General features: G+C 67.6%; 19 protein-coding genes. 10 read left to right on the top strand and 9 right to left on the bottom strand.

From position 1 onward, the window contains the following. Positions 1–102 precede the first annotated feature (102 nt). Positions 103–1305 carry an ISL3 family transposase gene (locus PJW05_RS23585; protein ID WP_271409356.1) on the top strand — a complete coding sequence of 401 codons (1203 nt, stop codon included), beginning with the start codon at positions 103–105 and terminating at the stop codon, positions 1303–1305. A 40-nt stretch (positions 1306–1345) separates the two neighbouring features. Here PJW05_RS23585 and PJW05_RS23580 read toward each other — a convergent pair whose 3' ends face one another. After that, positions 1346–1681, bottom strand: coding sequence for a hypothetical protein (locus tag PJW05_RS23580; RefSeq protein ID WP_271409355.1), 336 nt, complete (start codon positions 1679–1681; stop codon positions 1346–1348). A 232-nt stretch (positions 1682–1913) separates the two neighbouring features. Then, positions 1914–2918 carry a bile acid:sodium symporter family protein gene (locus PJW05_RS23575; RefSeq protein WP_271409354.1) on the bottom strand — a complete coding sequence of 335 codons (1005 nt, stop codon included), beginning with the start codon at positions 2916–2918 and terminating at the stop codon, positions 1914–1916. 82 nt (positions 2919–3000) lie between these two features. Between PJW05_RS23575 and PJW05_RS23570 the strand changes: the two genes are divergently transcribed. The 4 genes from PJW05_RS23570 to PJW05_RS23555 all read left to right on the top strand — a co-directional run bounded on the left by PJW05_RS23570 (position 3001) and on the right by PJW05_RS23555 (position 7278). Next, positions 3001–3795, top strand: a complete 795-nt coding sequence (locus PJW05_RS23570; protein ID WP_271409353.1) for an AraC family transcriptional regulator — start codon at positions 3001–3003, stop codon at positions 3793–3795. A 229-nt stretch (positions 3796–4024) separates the two neighbouring features. Beyond that, complete coding sequence (locus PJW05_RS23565) at positions 4025–4918, top strand: PA4780 family RIO1-like protein kinase (protein ID WP_271409352.1); 894 nt, start codon at positions 4025–4027, stop codon at positions 4916–4918. A gap of 64 nt (positions 4919–4982) precedes the next feature. Then, a complete protein-coding gene (bfr, locus tag PJW05_RS23560) occupies positions 4983–5447 on the top strand; it encodes a bacterioferritin (protein WP_271409351.1) in 465 nt (154 codons plus the stop codon). A 928-nt stretch (positions 5448–6375) separates the two neighbouring features. After that, complete coding sequence (locus tag PJW05_RS23555) at positions 6376–7278, top strand: EamA family transporter (protein ID WP_271409350.1); 903 nt, start codon at positions 6376–6378, stop codon at positions 7276–7278. On the opposite strand, the gene cueR is transcribed toward PJW05_RS23555, so the two are convergent. Genes cueR through PJW05_RS23540 form a run of 3 tightly spaced genes read right to left on the bottom strand, consistent with a single transcriptional unit; the run spans position 7244 to position 10479 of the window. Continuing rightward, positions 7244–7645 carry a Cu(I)-responsive transcriptional regulator gene (gene cueR / locus PJW05_RS23550; RefSeq protein WP_271409349.1) on the bottom strand — a complete coding sequence of 134 codons (402 nt, stop codon included), beginning with the start codon at positions 7643–7645 and terminating at the stop codon, positions 7244–7246. The genes PJW05_RS23555 and cueR overlap by 35 nt on opposite strands. After that, positions 7642–10047 carry a heavy metal translocating P-type ATPase gene (locus tag PJW05_RS23545; RefSeq protein WP_271409348.1) on the bottom strand — a complete coding sequence of 802 codons (2406 nt, stop codon included), beginning with the start codon at positions 10045–10047 and terminating at the stop codon, positions 7642–7644. The genes cueR and PJW05_RS23545 overlap by 4 nt, the downstream gene beginning before the upstream one ends. 60 nt (positions 10048–10107) lie before the next feature. Further along, complete coding sequence (locus PJW05_RS23540; RefSeq protein WP_271409347.1) at positions 10108–10479, bottom strand: hypothetical protein; 372 nt, start codon at positions 10477–10479, stop codon at positions 10108–10110. A gap of 108 nt (positions 10480–10587) precedes the next feature. Here PJW05_RS23540 and PJW05_RS23535 point away from each other — a divergent pair, with 108 nt between their 5' ends. Further along, positions 10588–10785, top strand: a complete 198-nt coding sequence (locus PJW05_RS23535) for a heavy-metal-associated domain-containing protein (protein ID WP_271409346.1) — start codon at positions 10588–10590, stop codon at positions 10783–10785. Positions 10786–10912: 127 nt separating this feature from the next. On the opposite strand, the gene PJW05_RS23530 is transcribed toward PJW05_RS23535, so the two are convergent. After that, a complete protein-coding gene (locus PJW05_RS23530; protein ID WP_271409345.1) occupies positions 10913–11533 on the bottom strand; it encodes a TetR family transcriptional regulator in 621 nt (206 codons plus the stop codon). Between the two features lie 147 nt (positions 11534–11680). Here PJW05_RS23530 and PJW05_RS23525 point away from each other — a divergent pair, with 147 nt between their 5' ends. From PJW05_RS23525 to PJW05_RS23515, 3 genes are all read left to right on the top strand, one after another. Next, positions 11681–12856, top strand: a complete 1176-nt coding sequence (locus PJW05_RS23525) for an efflux RND transporter periplasmic adaptor subunit (protein WP_271409344.1) — start codon at positions 11681–11683, stop codon at positions 12854–12856. 16 nt (positions 12857–12872) lie between these two features. Beyond that, positions 12873–16013, top strand: coding sequence for an efflux RND transporter permease subunit (locus PJW05_RS23520; RefSeq protein WP_271409343.1), 3141 nt, complete (start codon positions 12873–12875; stop codon positions 16011–16013). A gap of 199 nt (positions 16014–16212) precedes the next feature. Continuing rightward, positions 16213–17403 (top strand): Bcr/CflA family multidrug efflux MFS transporter, encoded by a 1191-nt coding sequence (locus tag PJW05_RS23515; protein ID WP_271409342.1) that lies wholly within the window; start codon positions 16213–16215, stop codon positions 17401–17403. A gap of 39 nt (positions 17404–17442) precedes the next feature. On the opposite strand, the gene PJW05_RS23510 is transcribed toward PJW05_RS23515, so the two are convergent. The 3 genes from PJW05_RS23510 to PJW05_RS23500 all read right to left on the bottom strand — a co-directional run bounded on the left by PJW05_RS23510 (position 17443) and on the right by PJW05_RS23500 (position 19931). Continuing rightward, positions 17443–17622: a hypothetical protein gene (locus tag PJW05_RS23510; RefSeq protein ID WP_271409341.1), complete on the bottom strand. Its 180-nt coding sequence runs from the start codon at positions 17620–17622 to the stop codon at positions 17443–17445. 105 nt (positions 17623–17727) lie between these two features. Next, positions 17728–18741 carry a PAS domain-containing protein gene (locus tag PJW05_RS23505; RefSeq protein WP_271409340.1) on the bottom strand — a complete coding sequence of 338 codons (1014 nt, stop codon included), beginning with the start codon at positions 18739–18741 and terminating at the stop codon, positions 17728–17730. 173 nt (positions 18742–18914) lie between these two features. After that, positions 18915–19931 carry a zinc-binding alcohol dehydrogenase family protein gene (locus PJW05_RS23500; protein ID WP_271409339.1) on the bottom strand — a complete coding sequence of 339 codons (1017 nt, stop codon included), beginning with the start codon at positions 19929–19931 and terminating at the stop codon, positions 18915–18917. A 100-nt stretch (positions 19932–20031) separates the two neighbouring features. On the opposite strand from PJW05_RS23500, the gene PJW05_RS23495 reads away from it, so the two are divergent. Continuing rightward, positions 20032–20946 (top strand): LysR family transcriptional regulator, encoded by a 915-nt coding sequence (locus PJW05_RS23495; protein WP_271409338.1) that lies wholly within the window; start codon positions 20032–20034, stop codon positions 20944–20946. Positions 20947–21047 lie beyond the last annotated feature (101 nt).

The following is a 21047-nucleotide window of genomic DNA, read 5'->3' as shown; positions in this document are numbered from 1 at the left end:
TTGGGTTCTTCGCGGGATCAGGGGGAAGAGCGAGTTGACAGTCAGGGAAGTGGTTAGATTGGCAGTCGCCAAACGAACCAACCACCACCCCCTGCTGCCGCCGTGCATCCTATTGATCTTGCTGCTTTCTGGCCAGGCTACGCAGTCGTCTCCTGTCGCCAATCAACCCACGACACCCTGCTAATCGAGCTCGAGCCTCAAGTCGGCTCCGTCCCCGAATGCGGACGCTGTGGTGAAGCCTGTCCATTGATCCATGAGCGGCGGACTCGTCAGGTGCGCGATCGCGATCTGTTCGACCAGCGCGTCTTGCTCCAGCTACCGGTGCGCCGCGTCGATTGCCTGAGTTGTGGGCGGGTAACCGAGCGGATCAGCTGGTTGGAACCGGTGTCGCGTTTGACCCAACGCTTGCGCGTCTGGCTCGAAGGCTTGCTGCAATTGCTGCCCATCAGTCATGTCAGCCGCCTCACCGGCCTGCACTGGCACACGCTCAAGACGCTCGATAAGCGCCGCCTGGAGGCCGCCGTTGGCGCTTTCAAGCCGGGCGATGTTCGCCGTCTGGTGATGGACGAGTTCGCCCTGCACAAGGGGCATCGTTATGCCACGGTGATCATGGATGCCGAGCGGACGCGGGTGCTGTGGGTCGGGCATGGCAACAGCCGCGAGGCGATTCGCCCGTTCTTCGAATTGCTGGGCGAGCGCTGCCAGCAGATCGAGGCGGTGGCGATGGACATGAACACGGCTTTCGACCTGGAGGTGAAGCGGCACTGCCCGCAGGCCGAAGTGGTGTATGACCTGTTCCACGTGGTGGCGCGCTACGGCCGTGAGGTGATCGACCGTATCCGCGTCGACCAGGCCAACCTCCTGCGCGAAGACAAAACGGCGCGCAAGGTGGTCAAGCAGAGTCGCTGGCTGCTACTGCGCAATCACGACAACCTCAAGGACGGGCAGGCCGTGCAGTTGCAAGAGCTGCTCGCGGCCAACCAACCACTGGCCACGGTCTATGTGCTCAAGGATGCGTTAAAGGCAATCTGGTACGCCCCCAGTGTGCAGGAGGGCTGGCGGCGCTGGCGAAGTTGGCTACGGCATGCCCGGGACAGCGGTCTGGCGCCACTGCAACGCTTTGCCCGCAACCTGCGCAAATACGCCCGGGGCATCCTCGCCAGTGCACGTTTCCACCTACATACCAGCCTGCTGGAGGGCGTGAATAACCGTATCAAGGTGATCAAGCGCATGGCCTATGGCTTCCGAGACTCAGCCTACTTCTTCCTGAAAATCAAGGCTGCCTTCCCCGGGAAAGCGCGATGAACCTTTTTTTGCCTGCGGGTTTCCGGCGCCGTGCCGGCCTTCAACCATCCAGCAGAAGGCCGCCGCGGACGATCTTCACCCGCTGATGCCGCTCCAGCCGCACCGGGTCTCGGCCGGTGATGCTCCAGCCCTGTTCCAGCAACTTGTCCACATGCTGGCGCATGGCATGGAAGCTACGCCGCTCCGCTGAGCGGGGTGGGCGCTTGACCACCACCCACTGCCCACCCAGGTATTCGATCCAGGGCGCCTGGGTGGGCTCCTTGCGGTCGGCCCTGGGCGGAATCCTGCTGGTGAAGGCGGCATCGGCGCCGTCTTCGGAGAACGGCAATTCGGTAACGCTCAACTCGGGTTCGGACAGCAGCCTGTGGCCAGTCATTCGAAAGAACCTCCCTATCGCGCGATTGCGTTCGGACGCGTGCAGCCGTCCCGGCCTGCAGCGGAGTGTTTCACCGGTGCGACAGGGGCTGAGCAATGGCTGTGCCAGGCGCGGAAAACCGCTCTGGCGCGCGGCGCACGGTGGGAATGCGGGGTCGCACCGCGCCGGGAGTGGGGATTCGGACACAGGAGTGGGGGGGGCTCCACCCCGCTACGGGGGTGAAGCCTGAAGGTCAGGCCGCCGCGGCCTGCAGGGCGCGGCCGCGCAGCGCATAGCGCTCGGCCATGACCGCGCAGACGATCAACTGCATCTGGTGGTAGAGCATGATCGGCAGCAGGATCAGGCCCAACGCCGGACTGGCGCCGAAGATGATGGCAGCCATGGGCGCACCGGCGGCCAGGGACTTCTTGGTGGCGCAGAACACCGCGGCGATCTCGTCCTCGTGGTTGAAGCCCAGCACGCGAGCCGAGCGGGTGGTCAGCCAGAGCATCAGGGCCAGCAACAGGGCGCAGCCGGCGAAGGCCTGCAGCAGGATTTCCGGCCCTTGCTGCTGCCAGACGCCGCCGGCCACCGAATCGCTGAACGAGGCGAACACCAGCAGCAGGATCACCAGCTTGTCGAACACTGCGGTGTAGCGCTTGCAGCGGGCGAAGAACCGCCCCCACAGCGGGCGCAGTATCTGGCCCAGCAGCAGCGGCAGGAGCAGCAGCAGGCTGAGGTCGAGCAGGGTCTGGCCGAGGTCGATGCCGCCGTTGGCGTCGGCCACCAGGCTGACCAGCCAGGGCGTCAGGAAGACCCCCAGCAGGCTCGACAGGCTGGCGTTGAGGATGGCCGCCGGCACATTGCCGCCGGCGCTGCCGGTCAGTGCCACCGAGGACGAGATGGTCGAGGGCAGGGCGCAGAGGTAGAAGAAGCCGAGCATCAGCGCGGGCGGGACCTGGCCACTCAGCAGCGTGTTCGCGCCCAGCCAGAACAGCGGAAACAGGGCGAAGGTGAAGAGCTGCACCATGACATGCAGGCGCCAGTTGCCGAGGCCCTGGCGGATCTGCTCGGTGGACAGGTTGATGCCATGGAGGAAGAACACCAGGAACACCCCGGCGTTGATCAGGCTGCCGGCGTGCAGGGCGCCGCCGTGCTTGCCGATGTCCGGGAACAGGCAGGCCAGGGCGACAGCCAGCAGCATGCCGCCGAGGAACCAGTCGGTGAACAGGCGCTTCAGGGGTTTGAGTGCCGACATGCGGCCTCCGTTTTTCGAGCGAACTTGAGGCCGCAGACTAGCGGGCGCAGAATCCGACCGTCTAACGACATGGGGTCAACAGATGTCGCCAAACGGACAGGTCGATCTGCAGCGCCAGATTCCCCGGCTCGAACAGCTGCCGCGCCCACTCTACGCCCGCGCCGAAAGCCTGCGCGCCGGCTCCTGGACCGCCCGCCACAGCCACGACTGGGTGCAGCTCTCCTACGCCATCAGCGGTGTGCTCGGCGTGCACACCGCCGCCGGCAGCTACTACGCGCCGCCGCACTGGGCAGTGTGGGTGCCGGCCGGGCTGGAACATGAAGTGGTGAGTTCGATGCACGCCGAAATGCGCAGCCTCTATGTGCGCCGCGATGCCTGCGCCTGGGCGCCGGCGCGCTGCCGGGTGCTGGAGGTGACGCCCCTGGCGCGGGAGCTGATCAAGGCCTTCTGCGAGCTGCCGGTGGAGTACCCCGAAGACGAAGGCCCGGAGGCGCGGCTGGCGGCGGTGCTGCTGGACCAGCTCCAGGCCTTGCCGGAGGCGGGGTTCTCCCTGCCGATGCCGGGGGAGCCGCGCCTGCTGCGGCTTTGCGGTGAACTGGTGGCCCAGCCGGACCTCGGCCATAGCCTGGGGGAATGGGCGGCGCGCCTGAACACCTCGGAAAAGACCCTGACCCGAGCCTTCCAGCGCGAAACCGGGCTGAGCTTCCGCCGGTGGCGCCAGCGCCTGCGCCTGTTGGCGGCGCTGCAACCGCTGGAGGGCGGCGCCAGTGTCACCGAAGTCGCGCTGGCCAGCGGCTACGAGTCGCCTTCGGCCTTCATCGCCGCTTTCAAGGGCCTGTTCGGCGTGACGCCGGGCGAGCTGTTCCGCCCGATGTAAGTGGGTGCCGAGCGAAGCGCCAACCTGCGGTGAAGTGGCTTCCCGCACGAAGTGGCTGCCGACGGTTTCCTGCAGACGCTCCAGGGCTTCCGGCGTGGCGCTTTCCACAGCCAGGGTCAGGTCGTCACCTTCGTTGCGGCCTGTCGCGTCGTGGATGGCGGGAAATGGGGGCATGCCGTATAACGTCGGCCCAGTGTTCCCACTCTTACAAGGCTGTCGCTGCACCCGCATGAAAACCCCGAAACGCCTCGAGCCTCTGCTGGAAGATGGCCTGATCGATGAAGTCCTGCGTCCGCTGATGAGCGGCAAGGAAGCCTCCGTCTACGTCGTGCGCTGCGGCACCGAGCTGCGTTGCGCCAAGGTCTACAAGGAGGCCAACAAGCGCGGTTTCCGCCAGGCCGCCGAGTACCAGGAAGGCCGCAAGATACGCAACAGCCGCGATGCCCGGGCCATGGCCAAGGGCTCGAAGTACGGCCGCCGCGAACGCGAGGAAAGCTGGCAGAACGCCGAGGTGGCCGCGCTGTTCCGCCTCGCCGGTGCCGGGGTGCGGGTGCCCAAGCCTTACGACTTCCTCGATGGCGTGCTGCTGATGGAGCTGGTCGGCGACGGCGCGGGCGATGCCGCGCCACGCCTGAACGACGTCGACCTGACGCCCGAGGACGCCCGCGAATTCCATGCCTTCATGATCGGCGAGATCGTCAAGATGCTCTGCGCGGGGCTGGTCCACGGCGACCTGTCCGAATTCAACGTGCTGCTCGACCCCTACGGACCGGTGATCATCGACCTGCCGCAGGCGGTGGACGCCGCTGGCAACAACCATGCGTTCCGCATGCTGGAGCGCGATGTCGGCAACATGTCCGCGTATTTCGGCCAGTTCGCGCCCGAGTTGAAGTACACCCGCTACGCCAAGGAAATGTGGGCGCTGTACGAAGAGGGCAAGCTGACGCCGGAAACCGCACTGACCGGCGAGTTCGCCGAGCCCGAGGACGCCGCCGACCTGGACGCCGTGATGCGCGAAATCAAGGCTGCCCTGGCCGAGGAAGCCCGCCGTCAGGCCGCTCTGGCCGAGCGGGACGGCCCCGTCGAGCGGGAAGAGCCCACGCCACCCTGGATGGGGGGCTGACGCGCTTGACCGGGAGGGATCGGCGCACGATCCTTGCTCATTGATTTTTTCAGGAGACGCACCGATGCAAGGCCAAGCCGACGTGGTGGAGTACCTCAAGGAGCTGTTGCGCGGCGAGCTGGCCGCCCGCGACCAGTACTTCCTGCATTCGCGGATGTACCAGGACTGGGGGTTCACCAAGCTCTTCGAACGCATCAACCACGAGATGGAAGAAGAAACCCAGCACGCCGATGCCCTGCTGCAGCGCATCCTCTTCCTCGAAGCCACCCCCGACATGCGCCCGCGCACCATCCACCCGGGCCACACCGTGCCGGACATGCTGCGTGCCGACCTCAAGCTGGAGTACGAAGTGCGTGCCGCGCTGAGCAAGGGCATCGCCCTGTGCGAGAAGCACAAGGACTACATGAGCCGCGACATCCTTGCCGCCCAGCTCAAGGACACCGAGGAAGACCACGCCTACTGGCTGGAACAGCAGCTCGGCCTGATCGACCGCATCGGCCTGCAGAACTACCTGCAGTCGCAGGCCTGATGGTATCGGGTTGAAGGAAGGGGCCGCGCATGCGGCCCTTTTTGTTTGGGCGGCGTTTCGCCGCCTTTCGCGAATGAGTGGCATGGCAGATGCCGTTCCGTGGGGGGACCGCGCTTCATCGGTCCACCACGCGTGGCGCGGCTGGGCACCGTTGGTGGATGAAAAGAGCGTCATCCACCCTACGGGACAGCTGCGCCGTCCTTGGCGAATGCATTCGCCCCTACAGTGCGGTGCGGCCGGGCATTCGTAGGGTGGACCACGCTTCATCGGTCCACCACGCGTGGCGCGGCTGGGCACCGCTGGTGGATGAAAAGAGCGTCATCCACCCTACGGGACAGCTGCGTTGTCCTTGGCGAATGAGTTCGCCCCTACAGTGCGGTGCGGCCGGGCATTCGTGGGGTGGACCACGCTTCATCGGTCCACCACGCGTGGCGCGGCTAGGCACCGTTGGTGGATGAAAAGAGCGTCATCCACCCTACGGGACAGCTGTGCTGCCCTTGGCGAATGCATTCGCCCCTACAGTGCGGTGCGGCCGGGCATTCGTAGGGTGGACCACGCTTCATCGGTCCACCACGCGTGGCGCGGCTGGGCACCGCTGGTGGATGAAAAAAGCGTCATCCACCCTACGGGACAGCTGCGCTGTCCTTGGCGAATGAATTCGCCCCTACAGTGCGGTGCGGCCGGGAATTCGTAGGGTGGACCACGCTTCATCGGTCCACCACGCGTGGCGCGGCTAGGCACCGCTGGTGGATGAAAAGAGCGTCATCCACCCTACGACAGGCCTGTGGCCTGCTCGCCCCCACAAGGAGCGGCGTCATCGGCAAGCGTTGCCGGGCCATACAGGCCTCCACGATTTTCCCGTCCATCTGTATCCATACATCTGCCCGCCTGGCTGTTAGCGTGTGCCTGACGTTCCGGAGCCCTCGCCATGCCTCTCCCGCACATTCTCCTCGCCCTGCTGGTCACCCTGATCTGGGGTGTCAACTTTGTGGTGATCAAGGTCGGCCTGGAGGATTTTCCGCCCCTGCTGTTCTGCGCCCTGCGCTTTGCCCTGGCGGCGCTGCCGCTGCTGGTCCTGCGTGGGCCGCTGCCGGCGCCTTTCTGGCGCATCGTGCAGATCGGCCTGCTGTTGGGCGTGATCAAGTTCGGCCTGCTGTTCGTCGGCATGCACCTGGGGATGCCGGCGGGGTTGTCGTCGCTGGTGCTGCAGAGCCAGGTGTTCTTCACCATTCTGATCGCCGCGCTGTTCCTTGGTGAACGGCCCAGCCGCCGGGGCCTGCTGGGCCTGCTGCTGGCGGCCTCGGGGCTGGTGCTGATCGGGCTTGGCCGGCCGCTGGGGGACAGCCTGCTGGCCTTCATGCTGGTGATCGCCGCGGCCCTGGCCTGGGCTTTCGCCAATATCGCCACCAAGCGCAGCGGTGCCCGGGACATGCTGCGGCTGATCTGCTGGGTCAGCCTGGTCCCGCCGCTGCCTCTGCTGGTGCTGTCATACGTCTTCGAAGGGCCGCACGCCATCGCGGCCGCGCTCAGCCATCCGAGCTGGGGTGGCCTTGGGGCGCTGGTCTACATCGCCTTCCTCGCCACCACTGTCGGCTTCGGCCTGTGGAGCTTCCTGCTGCAACGCTATCCGGCCAGCCTGGTGACGCCCTTCGCCCTGGCCGTGCCGGTTTCGGGGCTGTTGTCCGGCTGGCTGCTGTTGGGTGAGCAGCTCAGCGCCAGCGGTTGGCTGGCCTGCGTGCTGGTGTTCGTCGGACTGGCGATCACCGTGCTGCCCAACGGCGCACTGCACCGCGTGTTCAGTGGCAGCCGCCGCCTGACTCCAGGTCCTTGATGATCGGGCAGTCGGGACGGTGGTCGCCGTGGCAGTGATCCACCAGCTCCTGGAGGGTGTCGCGCAGGCCGGCCAGTTCCGCGATCTTGCGGTTCAGCGCCTCGATATGGTCGCGAGCCAGGGCCTTGACGTCGGCGCTGGCGCGCTGGCGGTCCTGCCAGAGTTGCAGCAGGCGGCCGACTTCCTCCAGCGAGAAGCCCAGGTCCCGCGAGCGCTTGATGAAGGCCAGGGTGTGCAGGTCCTGGGCGTCGTACTGGCGATAGCCGCTGTCGCTGCGACCGGCTTCCGGCAAGAGGCCGATGCCTTCGTAGTAGCGGATCATCTTCGCGGTCAGCCCGCTTTTCTTGGCGGCTTGGCCGATATTCATGGCGTTTCCTCGCGTCGTTGGGCGTCCGGCTTCCAGGTTTTCAGCAGCAGCGCGTTGCTCACCACGCTGACGCTCGACAGCGCCATGGCCGCGCCCGCCACCACCGGGCTGAGCAGGCCGGCGGCGGCCAGGGGGATGCCCACCAGGTTGTAGATGAAGGCCCAGAACAGGTTCTGGCGGATCTTGGCATAGGTGCGCCGCGCGATTTCCAGGGCCGCCGGCACCAGGCGCGGGTCACCGCGCATCAGGGTGATGCCGGCGGCGTGCATGGCGACGTCGGTGCCGCCGCCCATGGCGATGCCGACGTCGGCGGCGGCCAGGGCCGGGGCGTCGTTGATGCCGTCGCCGACCATGGCCACCACCGCGCCCCGGGCTTTCAGTTCGGCCACGGTGGCGGCCTTGTCCGCCGGCAGCACTTCGGCATGCACGGATTCGATGCCCAGGGCTTCGGCCACGACCCGCGCGCTGCCGCGGTTGTCGCCGGTGATCAGGTGGCTGTGGATGGCCCGTCCGCCCAGGGCCGCGACGGCCTCCGCCGCGCCCGGCTTGAGGGTGTCGCCGAAGGCGAACAGCCCCAGCACGCGCTGTTCCGGTTCCAGCTCCAGCAGCCAGGACAGGGTGCGGCCTTCGGCTTCCCAGTCCGTGGCAAGCGATGCCAGCTCGCCGCCCGGCAAGCGCTGCTCCTCCAGCAGGCGAGCATTGCCCAGAGCCAGCAGGCGGGCGCCGACCCGGCCCTGGATGCCGCGGCCGGCGAGGGCCTGGCTGGCGTCCACGGCGGGCGTGTCCAGCCCGCGTTCGGCGCAGGCGTCCAGCACGGCCTTGGCCAGGGGGTGCTCGCTGCCGCGCTGCAGGGCGCCGGCCAGTTGCAAGAGCTCCGCTTCATCGCCATCCCGCGCCGCCAGGTGGGCGATGCGCGGGCTGCCGGAGGTCAGGGTGCCGGTCTTGTCGAAGGCCACGACCTGGACGGCGTGGGCCACTTCCAGGGCTTCGGCGTCCTTGATCAGGATGCCGTGGCGCGCGGCGACGCCAGTGCCGGCCATGATCGCGGTGGGGGTGGCCAGACCCAGGGCGCAGGGGCAGGCGATCACCAGCACGGCGACCGCGTTGATCAGCGCGGTCTCGACGCCGGCGCCGACCAGCAGCCAGCCTGCCAGGGTGGCGAAGGCGATCAGCAGCACCGCCGGGACGAACACCTGGCTGACCCGGTCCACCAGCTTCTGGATCGGCGCCTTGGCGGCCTGGGCGTCTTCCACCAGGCGGATGATCCGCGCCAGCACGGTTTCGCCGCCCAGTGCGGTGGTGCGTACCAGCAGCCGGCCCTCGCCGTTGATGGCGCCAGCGGTGACGCGGTCGCCGGGCTGTTTGGGCACCGGCAGGCTTTCGCCGCTGATCAGGGCTTCGTCGGCGTGGCTCCGGCCATCGCTCACCTCGCCGTCGGCGGGAAAGCGCTCGCCGGGCTTCACCACCAGCAGGTCGTCCAGTTGCAGGGCGGCGATGGCGACTTCTTCCTCGCGGCCCTCCACCAGGCGGGTGGCGCGCTCGGGGCGTAGCGCCTCCAGGGCGCGGATGGCGGCGCTGGTCTGGCGCTTGGCGCGGCTTTCCAGGTACTTGCCCAGCAGCACCAGGGCGATGACCACGGCCGAGGCCTCGAAATACAGGTGCGGCATCTGGCCGGGCGCGGCCGCCCACCATTGGTAGAGGCTCAGGCCGTAACCGGCGCTGGTGCCGATGGCCACCAGCAGGTCCATGTTGCCGGCGCCGGCCTTCACCGCCTTCCAGGCGGCGCGGTAGAAGCGCGCGCCGAGGATGAACTGCACCGGCGTGGCCAGCACGAACTGCGCCCAGGCCGGCAGCATCCAGTGGCCGCCGAACCACTCCAGCAGCATGGGCACGACCAGTGGCAGGGCCAGGGCGAGGGCCAGCAGCACCGCCCAGCGTTCGCGGCGCAGGCGGGCCTCGGCGTCGTCCTGCGGTGGCCGGTCTTCGTCCACCGGACTGGCGGAATAGCCGGCGGCTTCCACGGCCTGGATCAGGCGGGCGCTGTCGGGCTGGCCGAAGAGTTGCAGGTGGGCGCGTTCGCTGGCCAGGTTCACTGTCACCTCGGCCACACCCGGCACCTTGCGCAGGGCCCGCTCGACCCGACCGGCGCAACTGGCGCAGGTCATGCCGCCGATGGCCAGTTCCAGGCGCCGGGCCGGCACTTCGTAGCCCGCAGCCTGCACCGCCGCCACCAGGGCCGGCAGGCTGTCACCCGGTGCCTGGACGCGCGCCTGCTCGGTGGCCAGGTTGACGCTGGCGGCCTGGACGCCCGGCACCCTGGCCAGGGCGCGCTCGACGCGGCCGGCGCAACTGGCGCAGGTCATGCCGCTGATGGGCAGGTCAAAGGACAGTGACTGGGTCATGGATGATCCTCCTTGGCATGAGCCTAGGATCAACCTTGACGCAAGGGCAAGGTCAAGAGGTCATTGCACGGCGGTGGTCGGCACCAGGTAGAGGCCTTCCGTGCTCTGCGCCAGGCGGTATTTGCTCACCTGTCCTGCCACCAGCGTGATGCTCTGCTGGCGAAGTTGCTCGATGCCGGGTTTGCAGGGGCCGGGGCCGAGCAGGCTGAGGCGGATCGACAGCGGGCCCGGCGGCAGGTTGAAGGAGACGATCTGGCCCTGGACCAGCCGCGCGGCCAGTTGGTCTTCCAGGTACAGGCCGACGTCGCAGGCGGTGGCGAGTTCCAGGCGCTCGCGGGAGATGATCAGCACGCCATAGTCGACCGGGGGCGCGGCCTCGGCCAGCAGCGGCGCGGCGAGGAAGGCAAGGATGACAGGGCGGAGGCCGTGCATGGCGAAGTCTCCTGCGGGTGGAGAACTTCAGTGTAGGAGCCAGGCTTGACCTTGCCACGGTGGCAAGGCCGAGACTGCTCCCAGGTTCCACTCACCAGGAGAACGACCATGCAGGTATTCAAGGTTCAAGGCATGTCCTGCGGGCATTGCGTCCGCGCCATCACTCAGGCTGTGCAGGCCCACGACCAGGCCGCCGACGTGCAGGTGGACCTGGCGGCCGGCGAGGTGCGCGTGGCCAGCCGGCTGACGGAGGCACAGGTGCTGGAGGCGATCCGCGAAGAGGGCTATGCGGCCGAGGCGGCCTGAGTCCGGCGGCGCGGCAAATGCTGGGCCCGTAGGTTGCGGCTGAGCTGGCGAAGCCCAACGTTCACGGTCGAGACACCCGTGTTGGGTTTCGTTCCTCAGCGCCAACCTTGGGACCCACCATCAGCACCTAGTCCCAGTCCTTCACCAGCCCACGAAACAGCGCATCCACCATGGGTTCGGCGTCCGTTCGCGGGTCGAACAGCTTCGGATCGCGGGTCCAGTCGCTGAACAGGCCGATCACCAGCCCGTGCACCGCCCGCGATGCCTGCAGCGGCGTGATGCCCGGACGCAGGCGCTTGTGGCAGGCGGGGCGGGCGAACAGGGCCTCGCAGAGCTGGATGAACTGATTGACGAAGGCGTAATGGCGCTCTTCGGCTTCGCGCAGATCCTCGGTGAATTCGCAGCGGTGCAGCAGGATGTTGAAGATGCGCTTGCGCTGTTCGTCCCGCGCCAGGCTGACGATGGCCTCCAGGCAGAGGTCGCGCAGGGACAGCATCGGGTCCTGGCCATTGCAGCCGCACAGGCGGTCGATCATCTGCTCCTGGGGCAGGCGCACCTGGGAGAGCATCTCGTGGAACAGGTGCGCCTTGTTCTGGAAGTGCCAGTACACCGCGCCCCGCGTCACCCCGGCGGCGCGGGCGATCTGTTCCAGGGAGGTATGCGCCACGCCATTCTCCAGGAACAGGTGTTCGGCGGCAGCCAGTATGGCGACGCGGGTCTTTTCGGCTTCTTCTTTGGTTTTGCGCATAGCGGTTGGGCGAATACTAACTAGGATTCTTGTTTGGGGACGGAGTGTACCGGCTTTGCTCGGTGCGCAGCCGTTTACGAACAGAATTGGATGTAATGGCTACCGCTTGCTTCGCTTGCCGATTCGGCGCCTGTATGGAGACACCTTATGCCGTTCGCTCGTAACCTTTTCTTGAGCCTTGCACTGTTCGCCGCAAGCGCCAGTGTCGCGGACATGGTCGGCGCCGCCGACACCCCGGGAGGCGCGCCACCCGCGCCGGAGGTGGTGGTGGAAGTCGCCAAGGCCGCGCCGCTGCCGCTGGTTCTCGAATATGCCGGACGGACGGCGGGCTTTCGCGAGGTGGAGGTGAGGGCCCAGGTCAGCGGCATCCTCCAGCAGCGCACCTACACCGAAGGCAGCCGGGTGACGCAGGGCCAGATCCTGTTCCGCATCGACCCGCGTACCTACGAAGCGGCCCTGGCCCGGGCCAAGGGGGCGCTGGCCCAGGAGCAGGCGCGCTATCGCCAGACCGAGCGCGACCTCAAGCGCACCCGCGAGCTGCAGAAGAAGGGCTACGCCAGCGAGAGCGAACTGGACAACGCGATCTCCAATTTCGAGCAGAGCAAGGCCAACGTCGAGGCGGCCCAGGCCGAGGTGAAGGCTCGCCAGATCGACCTCGACTACACCACGGTGGAAGCGCCGATCTCCGGCATGACCAGCAAGGAAACCCGCTCCGAAGGCAGCCTGGTGGTGGCGGGCGATCCCAACGGCAGCCTGCTCACCCAACTCACCCAGCTCGATCCCATCTACGTCAACTTCGCCTACCCGGACACCGAGGCCGAACGGCTGCGCGAGGGGGTGAAGAACGGCACCGTCGAACTGCCGCCGGATGGCCTGCTCAGCGCCGACCTCAAGTTCGGCGACGGCTCCTCCTATCCACTGTCCGGCCGCGTGGACTTCACCGACAGCTTCGTCAACACCGGCACCGGTACCGTCAGCGCACGCGCCGTGGTGCCCAACCCCGAGCAGAAGCTGCTGCCCGGCATGTTCGTACGGGTGCTGGTGAAAGGCTTCACCCGGCCGCAGGCCATCACCCTGCCGGAACGCGCCCTGGCCCAGGGGCCGCGCGGCACCTTCGTCTACGTGGTGGACAAGGACGGCATCGCCCGGGTACGCCAGGTGAAGACCGGCGACACCCGTGAGGGGCGCTGGGTGATCGAATCCGGCATTACCGTCGGCGACCGGGTGATCGTCGAGGGGCTGCCCAAGGTGCGTCCGGACTCGCCGGTGAAGGCGGTGGAGGCCGGTCCGGCCCCCGCCGGACAAGCCGCCAAGCAGTCCTGAAGAAGGAGCGCCCATCGTGATCTCGCGCTTCTTCATCGACCGGCCCGTATTCGCCGCGGTCATCTCCATCGTCATCGTGCTCGCCGGCCTCGCCGCCATGCGCGCACTGCCCATCGCCCAGTACCCGGAAATCCTCCCGCCGCAGGTTTCGGTGTCGGCGGTCTACCCGGGCGCCAGCTCCCAGGTCATCGCCGAAACCGTGGCCGCGCCCCTAGAGCAGGAAATCAACGGCGTGGAGGGCATGATTTACCAGCTGTCCAACTCCGACAGCAGCGGCGCCATGAGCCTGACCGTGTATTTCGAGGTGGGCCGCGACCCCGACCAGGCCACCATCGACGTCAACAACAAGGTCCAGGCCGCACTGGCCAAGCTGCCGGAAGAGGTGCGCCGGCAAGGGGTGAAGGTGGAGAAGAAATCCTCCGACATCCTCCAGGTGGTCACCCTGTATTCGCCGGACAATTCCCGCGACCCGATCTTCATCAGCAACTACGCGCTGATCAACGTGATCGACGAGCTGAAGCGGATTCCCGGCGTGGGGGATGCCAGCCAGTTCGGCTCCAAGGACTACTCCATGCGTGTCTGGCTGCGCCCGGACAAGCTGGCGCAGTACGACCTCACGCCCACGGACGTGGTCAACGCCATCCGCGAGCAGAACTCCCAGTTCGCCGCCGGCAGCTTCGGCCAGCAGCCGCTGAACCAGCCCCAGGACTTCACCTACACGGTGACCACCCAGGGCCGCTTCACCGATCCCAAGGAATTCGAAGGTGTCATCCTGCGCTCCGACGCCACCGGCGCGAGCCTGTTGCTCAAGGACGTGGCGCGGGTCGAACTGGGGGCCCAGGACTATTCCCTGATGACCGCCCTCAACGGCCAGCAGAACGCCGCCTTCGGCATCTACCTGCAGCCGGGGGCCAACGCGCTGGACACCGCGGAAGCGGTGAAGAGCACCATGGAGCGGTTGGCCAAGCGCTTCCCCGAGGGCATCGCCTACAAGATCCCCTACGACACCACCAAGTTCGTCCAGGTCTCCATCGAGGAGGTGATCCACACCTTCTTCGAGGCCCTGGTGCTGGTGGTGCTGGTGGTGTTCATCTTCCTGCAGAACTGGCGCGCCACCCTGATCCCGGTGCTGGCGATCCCGGTGTCGCTGGTGGGCACCTTCGCCGGCATGTACATGCTCGGCTTCTCCATCAACCTCCTGACCCTGTTCGGCATGGTGCTGGCCATCGGCATCGTGGTCGACGACGCCATCGTGGTGATCGAGAACGTCGAGCGGGTGATGGCGACCAAGAAGATCGGCCCCCGCGAGGCGGCCATCGAGGCCATGGAGGAGGTGACTGGCCCGATCATCGCCATCGTGCTGGTGCTCTGCGCGGTGTTCATCCCGGTGGGCTTCCTCGGCGGCCTGGCGGGGCAGATGTACCAGCAGTTCGCGATCACCATCGCGGTATCCGTGGTGATCTCGGGGATCGTCGCCCTGACCCTGTCGCCGGCCCTCTGCGCGCTGATGCTCAAGCCCGGCCACGGCACGCCGGCGGCGCCGTTCCGCTGGTTCAACGCCTTCTTCGACCGCGTCACCGCCGGCTATGGCGCCGGGGTGCAGTTCTTCCTCAAGCGCGCGGCGCTCGGCGTGCTGCTGTTCGGCAGCATGATCGCCCTGATGGTGCTGCTGTTCGGGCGGGTGCCGGGGGCCCTGGTGCCGGACGAGGACCAGGGCTATGTGCTGAACGCCTACTTCCTGCCCCCGGCGGCCTCGCTGACCCGCACCGAACAGCTCACCAGCGAAATGGACAAGGTGTTGATGAAGCACCCGGCGGTGCAGGATGTGGTGACCTTCGCCGGCTTCGACATCCTCACCTTCGGCACCCGCAGCAACGCCGGCGTGTCCTTCGTGCCGCTGAAGGACTGGAGCGAGCGCACTACGCCGGAACTGGATGCCCGCAACCTGACCCATAGCTTCATGCGCATGGGCGCTGCGGAGAAGGATGGCATCGTGCTTTCCTTCAACCCGCCGCCCATCACCGGCATGAGCACCACCGGCGGTTTCGAGTCCTATATCCAGGACCGCAGCGGCGGCACGGTTCAGCAGTTGGAAGAGGTGGTGCAGAAGTTCGTTGCGGCGGCCTCGAAACGGCCCGAGCTGGCCGGGGTGAACACCACGTTCAACGCCAACGTACCGCAGTACTACATCGACCTGGACCGCACCAAGGCGCGGGCCCTGGGGGTGGCGATCAACGATGTGTTCACCGCCATGCAGTCCACCTTCGGCAGCTACTACGTCAACGACTTCACCCTCTACGGGCGCACCTGGCAGGTGAGCCTGCAGTCGGAACCGGAGTTCCGCCGCAAGCCGGATGACCTGAACCAGGTCTACGTGCGCTCGGCCAGCGACGACCTGGTGCCGCTGTCGTCCCTGGTGCGGGTGGAGCGTATCCTCGGGCCGGATTCCTACGCCCGCTTCAACGTCTACCCGGCGGCCAAGGTGCTCGGCGGGCCGGCGCCGGGCTTCAGCTCCGGCCAGGCGCTGGAGGCCATGCAGGCAGTGGCCGACGAGGTACTGGGCGAGGACTACAGCCTCGGCTGGATCGGCTCGGCCTACCAGGAGCTGGCCACCCATGGTTCCGGCAGCACGGCATTCATCTTCGGCCTGATCATGGTGTTCCTCATCCTCGCCGCCCAGTACGAGCGCTGGACGCTGCCGCTGGCGGTGGTCACCGCGGTGCCCTTCGCGGTATTCGGCGCCATCCTCGCGGTATGGCTGCGGGGTATCCAGAACGACGTGTACTTCCAGGTCGGCCTGGTGACCCTGATCGGCCTGGGGGCGAAGAACGCCATCCTCATCGTCGAGTTCGCCGTACTCTGCCGCGAACAGGGCATGAAGCCGGCGCAGGCGGCGCTGGAGGCGGCGAGGCTGCGCTTCCGGCCCATCGTCATGACCTCCCTGGCCTTCATCCTCGGCTGCGTGCCGCTGGCCATCAGCTCCGGCGCCGGCTCGGCGAGTCGCCACTCCATCGGCACCGGGGTGATCGGCGGGATGCTGGCGGCGACCCTGCTGGCGACCTTCCTCATCCCCATGTTCTTCATGCTGGTGGAGAAGGCGTCGGACTGGTTGGACCGCAAGAAGGCGCCCAGCGCCGAGCAGGCGCATGAAGGATAAGAATCAGGAGGATTGATTGTGGGAGCGAATTCACTCGCTAAGCGGACCGACAGGTTCGGCCAGTAGCTCCGGCGGTGGGCGCCTGGCGCCCATCAGCGAACGAATTCGCCCCCACAGGAAAGCCGCTCCGCCGCTGTAGCGTCCCAACCCCTGTTACTATCTGGCGCCTGATTCGCAAGGGATGGCGCCAGCCTCGACCATGACGTTCCGTATCCTCCTGCTGCTCGGCGCCCTCAGCGCCTTCGGCCCCATGGCCATCGACTTCTACCTGCCCAGCTTCCCGGCCATCGCCAGGTCCTTCGCCACGGATGTGGAGCATGTGCAGCTGACCCTGGCGTCCTACTTCATCGGCCTGGCCATCGGCCAACTGGTCTATGGCCCCCTGGCGGACCACTTCGGCCGGCGTCCGCCGCTGCTGGCGGGCGTGACCCTCTTCACCCTGGCGTCAGTGGCCTGCGCCCTGGCGCCCAGCCTGGAATGGCTGATCGGTGCACGCTTCGTCCAGGCCCTGGGCGGTTGCGCCGGCATGGTGGTGTCGCGGGCGGTGGTGCGTGATCTGTGCGACCCCGTCGCCTCGGCCAAGGCGTTCTCGCAACTGATGCTGGTGATGGGGCTGGCGCCGATCCTGGCGCCCCTGGGCGGCGGCCTGCTGCTGCAGCTGTTCGGCTGGCAATCGATCTTCTGGGGATTGACGCTGTTCAGCGTCCTGGTGCTGCTGGGCGTCGCCGCCTGGTTGCCGGAGACCCTCTCCAACGTGACCCCGCGCGCGCCCCTGAGGGGTGCCCTCGGACAGTACCGGCGGCTGCTCGGCGACGGGTCGTTCCTGGTCTATGGCATGACCGGCGGCTTCGCCATCGCCGGCATGTTCGCCTACATCGCCGGCTCGCCCTTCGTCTTCATCCAGCTTTATGGCGTGCCGGCGGAGCATTACGGCTGGCTGTTCGGCTCCAACGCGGCGGGTTTCATCCTGGTCGCCCAGGTCAACGCCTGGTTGCTGCGCCATCGCGGACCGGCGTTCTGGATGCGCCGGATCATCTGGGTCTATGTGGTCTGTGCGCTGAGCCTGCTGGTGGTGTCCAGCCTGCACACCCAGGCGCTCTGGCCCTTGTTGCTGCCGCTGTTCGGCTGCATTGCCAGCCTGGGCTGCATTCTGCCCAATGCCTCGGCTTGCGCCATGGCCGGCCAGGGCCGCAACGCGGGGAGCGCTTCGGCGTTGATGGGCAGTCTGCAGTTCGGTGTGGCGGCGGGGGCCGCCGCCCTGGTGGGGTGGCTGCACGACGGCAGCGCCATGCCCCTCGCCCTGGTCATCAGCCTCTGTGGCGGCGCGGCGGCCACCTGTGCGCTGCTGACCTGGCGCCTCGACCGCAACGGTCAGGCGCTCTTGGGCTGACAGTCCGTCGGAACACGACCTACGTCTTTCAACGGCCTGCTAACTCGCGATTCGTCGCGACGTCTCCGGCAGCATATGGGGCGCTTTCAGGCGCTCCTCGAGGACGCTGACGAAGCGGCGCGCTTCCGCCTCGCTGCGAAAGCTCACCGCGTGCTGGTCCAGGCATACCTGCCAGTTGGAGCCCTGTGGCGTGGTCGTCGGACGAACGAGAATTTTCACTTCGGTGCTCTCCCAATCGTGTGGCGGGAAAATGAGTGTAGTCCCGCACAAATGACAGAAAATGACCTCGATCAAGCAGGCGACTGATGGTAGCCGCCGCCTGTCCTAAACCGGCCCGCCGTGGCCTGACTGCCCCTCCACCGCGCGCCGCTCGAAGCGCTCCTGCAATTCCCGGCAGCGATTCTCGCTTTGCCGCAGGGCGTCCCGGGCGGACTTCAGGGCGCTGAAGTCGATGTCCACGCAGTACAGCTCCAACTGGTTGTGCAGGTTGCGCAGCACCAGGTGGCTGGAAAACACCGTCACCGGAGTGCCATCGCGGCGTTGCAGGGTCAGTTCGCTGGCGGGAATCGCCGGGCCGCCGATCATCCAGTTGTTGATATCGGCCACCACCTGGTCGCGCATGGCTGGCGGGATGATCAGCTCCTCCAGATGGCGGCCCATGGCCTGGTCCACCGTGTAGCCGTAGAGCTCTTCGCTGGCGCGGTTCCAGTAGATCACCCGGCGTTGCCGGTCGTAGCCCTGCACGGCAATGCGCGGCGTCTGCTCGAAGAGTTGCCGAAAGCGCAGCTCGCTGTTGCGCAAGGCTTCCTCGTCACGCTTCTGCGCCGTGATGTCCTGCACCGTGCCGGCCGAGCGGCCATCGGGCTGGGCCTCGCCGCGCAAGGCCAGCCACACCGGCGCCTGGTCGCTGGGCAGGTTCAGGCGTGCGTTCACCAGCAACGCGGCGCCCTGCAGGAGCAGCGCGTCCAGGCCGCGCTGCACCGCGTTGCGGTCGGCGGGGTGGAGGCGGTTCAGCAGGCCTTCGAGGCTGTCTTGCGCGCCGCAGCCGAGGATGCGCTGGGCCCCCGGGCTCCAGGCGAAGCCCTGGTCATACTCCCAGTTGCCGAGGGTGGCGTCGCGTTGCGCCTGCTCCAGTTGCAGGCTGGTGCGCCGCAGGCCCAGGCGCAGGCGCTCGCGGCCCAGGCGGTGGCGGCGTTCGAGGAGGAAGATCAGCAGGGTGCTGAGCAGGACCAGGCCCAGCGCGCTCAGCAGTCCCGCGCCCAACACCAGTAGCCAGGTGCCGGCGGACAGCAGGTAGAGGCCCGCGCCAAGGGCGGGTCGGGCGAGGGTGGTACGCATCCTGTATACCGGCTGAGCTGAAGCGATGCGGCGCGGCCGGCCGCTGGCGAAACCAGGGAAAGTCTAGCCTCTGTGCACGCCCGTACCGAACCGTTCGCCCGCCCATCCGCTCGCCGGTCAGGCCCGTTCGCGGGAGGCGCCGTGCGGCCCCTCGCGGATAGGCCGGCAGTCCCTCAGGCGAATCCTTCCAGCACGACCTTGCCCCGGGCCTTGCCGCTTTCCAGCAGTGCGTGGGCGCGGCGCAGGTTGGCGGCGCTGATGACGCCGAAATGCTCGCCCAGGGTGGTCTTCAGCACACCGGCGTCGATCAGTTGGCCGACGCGCTCCAGCAGCCGGTGCTGTTCGAGGATGTCCGGGGTCTGGAACATCGAGCGGGTGTACATGAACTCCCAGTGCAGCGACAGGCTCTTGCGCTTGAGCTTGGACACGTCCAGCTGCGCCGGGTCGTCGATCAGGCCGAGGCGGCCCTGGGGCGCCAGGGCTTCCACCAACTGCTCCAGGTGCTGGTCGGTCTGGGTCAGGCTGGCCACGTGGGTCACGCTGGCGAGGCCGACCCGGCGCAGTTCCTCGGCCAGCGGCTTGCTGTGGTCCAGCACATGGTGCGCGCCCAGCTCGCGGACCCAGGCCTGGGTTTCCGGGCGTGAGGCGGTGCCGATCACGGTCAGTCCGGTGAGCTGGCGCGCCAGTTGCACGAGGATCGAGCCCACGCCGCCGGCGGCACCCACCACCAGCAGGCTCTGGCCCTGGTCGGCCTGGCCTTCGGCGATCTGCAGGCGGTCGAACAGCAGTTCCCAGGCGGTGATGGCGGTCAGCGGCAGGGCGGCGGCCTGGGCGAAGTCCAGGCTCTCGGGCATGTGGCCGACGATGCGCTCATCCACCCGGTGGAACTCGGCGTTGCCGCCCGGACGGGTCAGGTCGCCGGCGTAGAACACCCGGTCGCCCGGCTGGAACAGGCTGACGTCGCTGCCCACCGCCTTCACCACGCCGGCCACGTCCCAGCCCAGCACCTTGGGCTGGCCGGCCTCCGGCGCGGCGTTGCGGCGGACCTTGGTGTCCACCGGATTGACCGAGATGGCGCGGACTTCCACCAGCAGGTCGCGCGGGCCCGGCTGTGGTTCGGGCAGGACGATGTCCTGCAGGGACTCGGGATTGTCGATGGGCAGGTTCTGGAAGTAGGCGACGGCTTTCATCGGGATTCTCCGCATGGGGCTTGATGGGCCACAGGATCGGTTATTCCGTGGACGAGAAAAATCGGCTAGAAAGCGACAGTCTTTCAATGGAGTTTTGAAAATGTTGCGCCTCGACGACCTCGCCCTGTTCGTCGCCACTGCCGACCACGGCAGCCTCTCGGCGGCCGCGCGCAAGCTGGACGTCTCGCCCGCCGTGGCCAGCGCCGGGCTCAAGCGCTTGGAACAGCAACTGGAGACCCGCCTCTTCGCCCGCTCCACCCGCAGCCTGCGCCTGACGCCGGAGGGCGAGCAGTTCCTCGTCCACGCGCGCGGCGCCCTGGACAGCCTGGCGGAGGGCCGGCGGCAACTGGCCGGTGGCCGCGAGGACATTGCCGGCGTGTTGCAACTGTCGGCGCCCTCCGACTTCGGCCGCAACGTGCTGCTGCCCTGGCTCGACGAGTTCCAGTGCGAGCACCCGCGCCTGGGCCTGCGCCTGCACCTGAGCGACCGGGTCGCCGACCTGTTTCGCCAGTCGGTGGACATCGCCATCCGCTATGGCGAGCCGGAGGATTCCAGCCTGGTGGCGCTGCCGCTCGCCGCCGGCAATCGCCGGGTACTCTGCGCCTCGCCCGACTACTTCGCCCGCCATGGCCGGCCCGCCCAGCCCGAAGACCTGGTCCGGCACAATTGCCTGCTCTACCAGCTGAATGGGCGTGTGCATGACCGCTGGAGCTTCAGCGAGGGCCGCCGCCAGCAGATCGTTGCGGTGAGCGGCAACCGTGTCTGCGACGACGCCGACGTGGTGCGGCGCTGGGCCCTGGCCGGTCAGGGACTGGTCTACAAGTCCTGGCTGGACGTGGCCGGGGATGTCCACGCCGGGCGCCTGGAACTGGCCCTGACGCGGTACCTCGGCCAGGCCACGCCGCTGAACCTGATCTGTGCCCATCGCGCCCAGCTCGGCAAGCCGGTGCGCCTGCTTCGCGAGTTCGTCCAGGCCCGCTGCGCCACGCTGCTCGTCGGCGCGCCCTGGACCTGAGTGCCGGGCGGCGCGGTGTCGGCGTCTGATCGTCGAATTGCCCGGCGCCCAGCTTCCGCTATCGTCTGGATAAGCCTTGGTCCGCGTGGAGAACCCCGTGG

The organism is Pseudomonas sp. Q1-7 (assembly GCF_028010285.1).
Lineage (GTDB): Bacteria > Pseudomonadota > Gammaproteobacteria > Pseudomonadales > Pseudomonadaceae > Metapseudomonas.
Note: the sequence above shows the minus strand (reverse complement) of the source record. Positions and strands in the feature narration are given on the sequence as shown.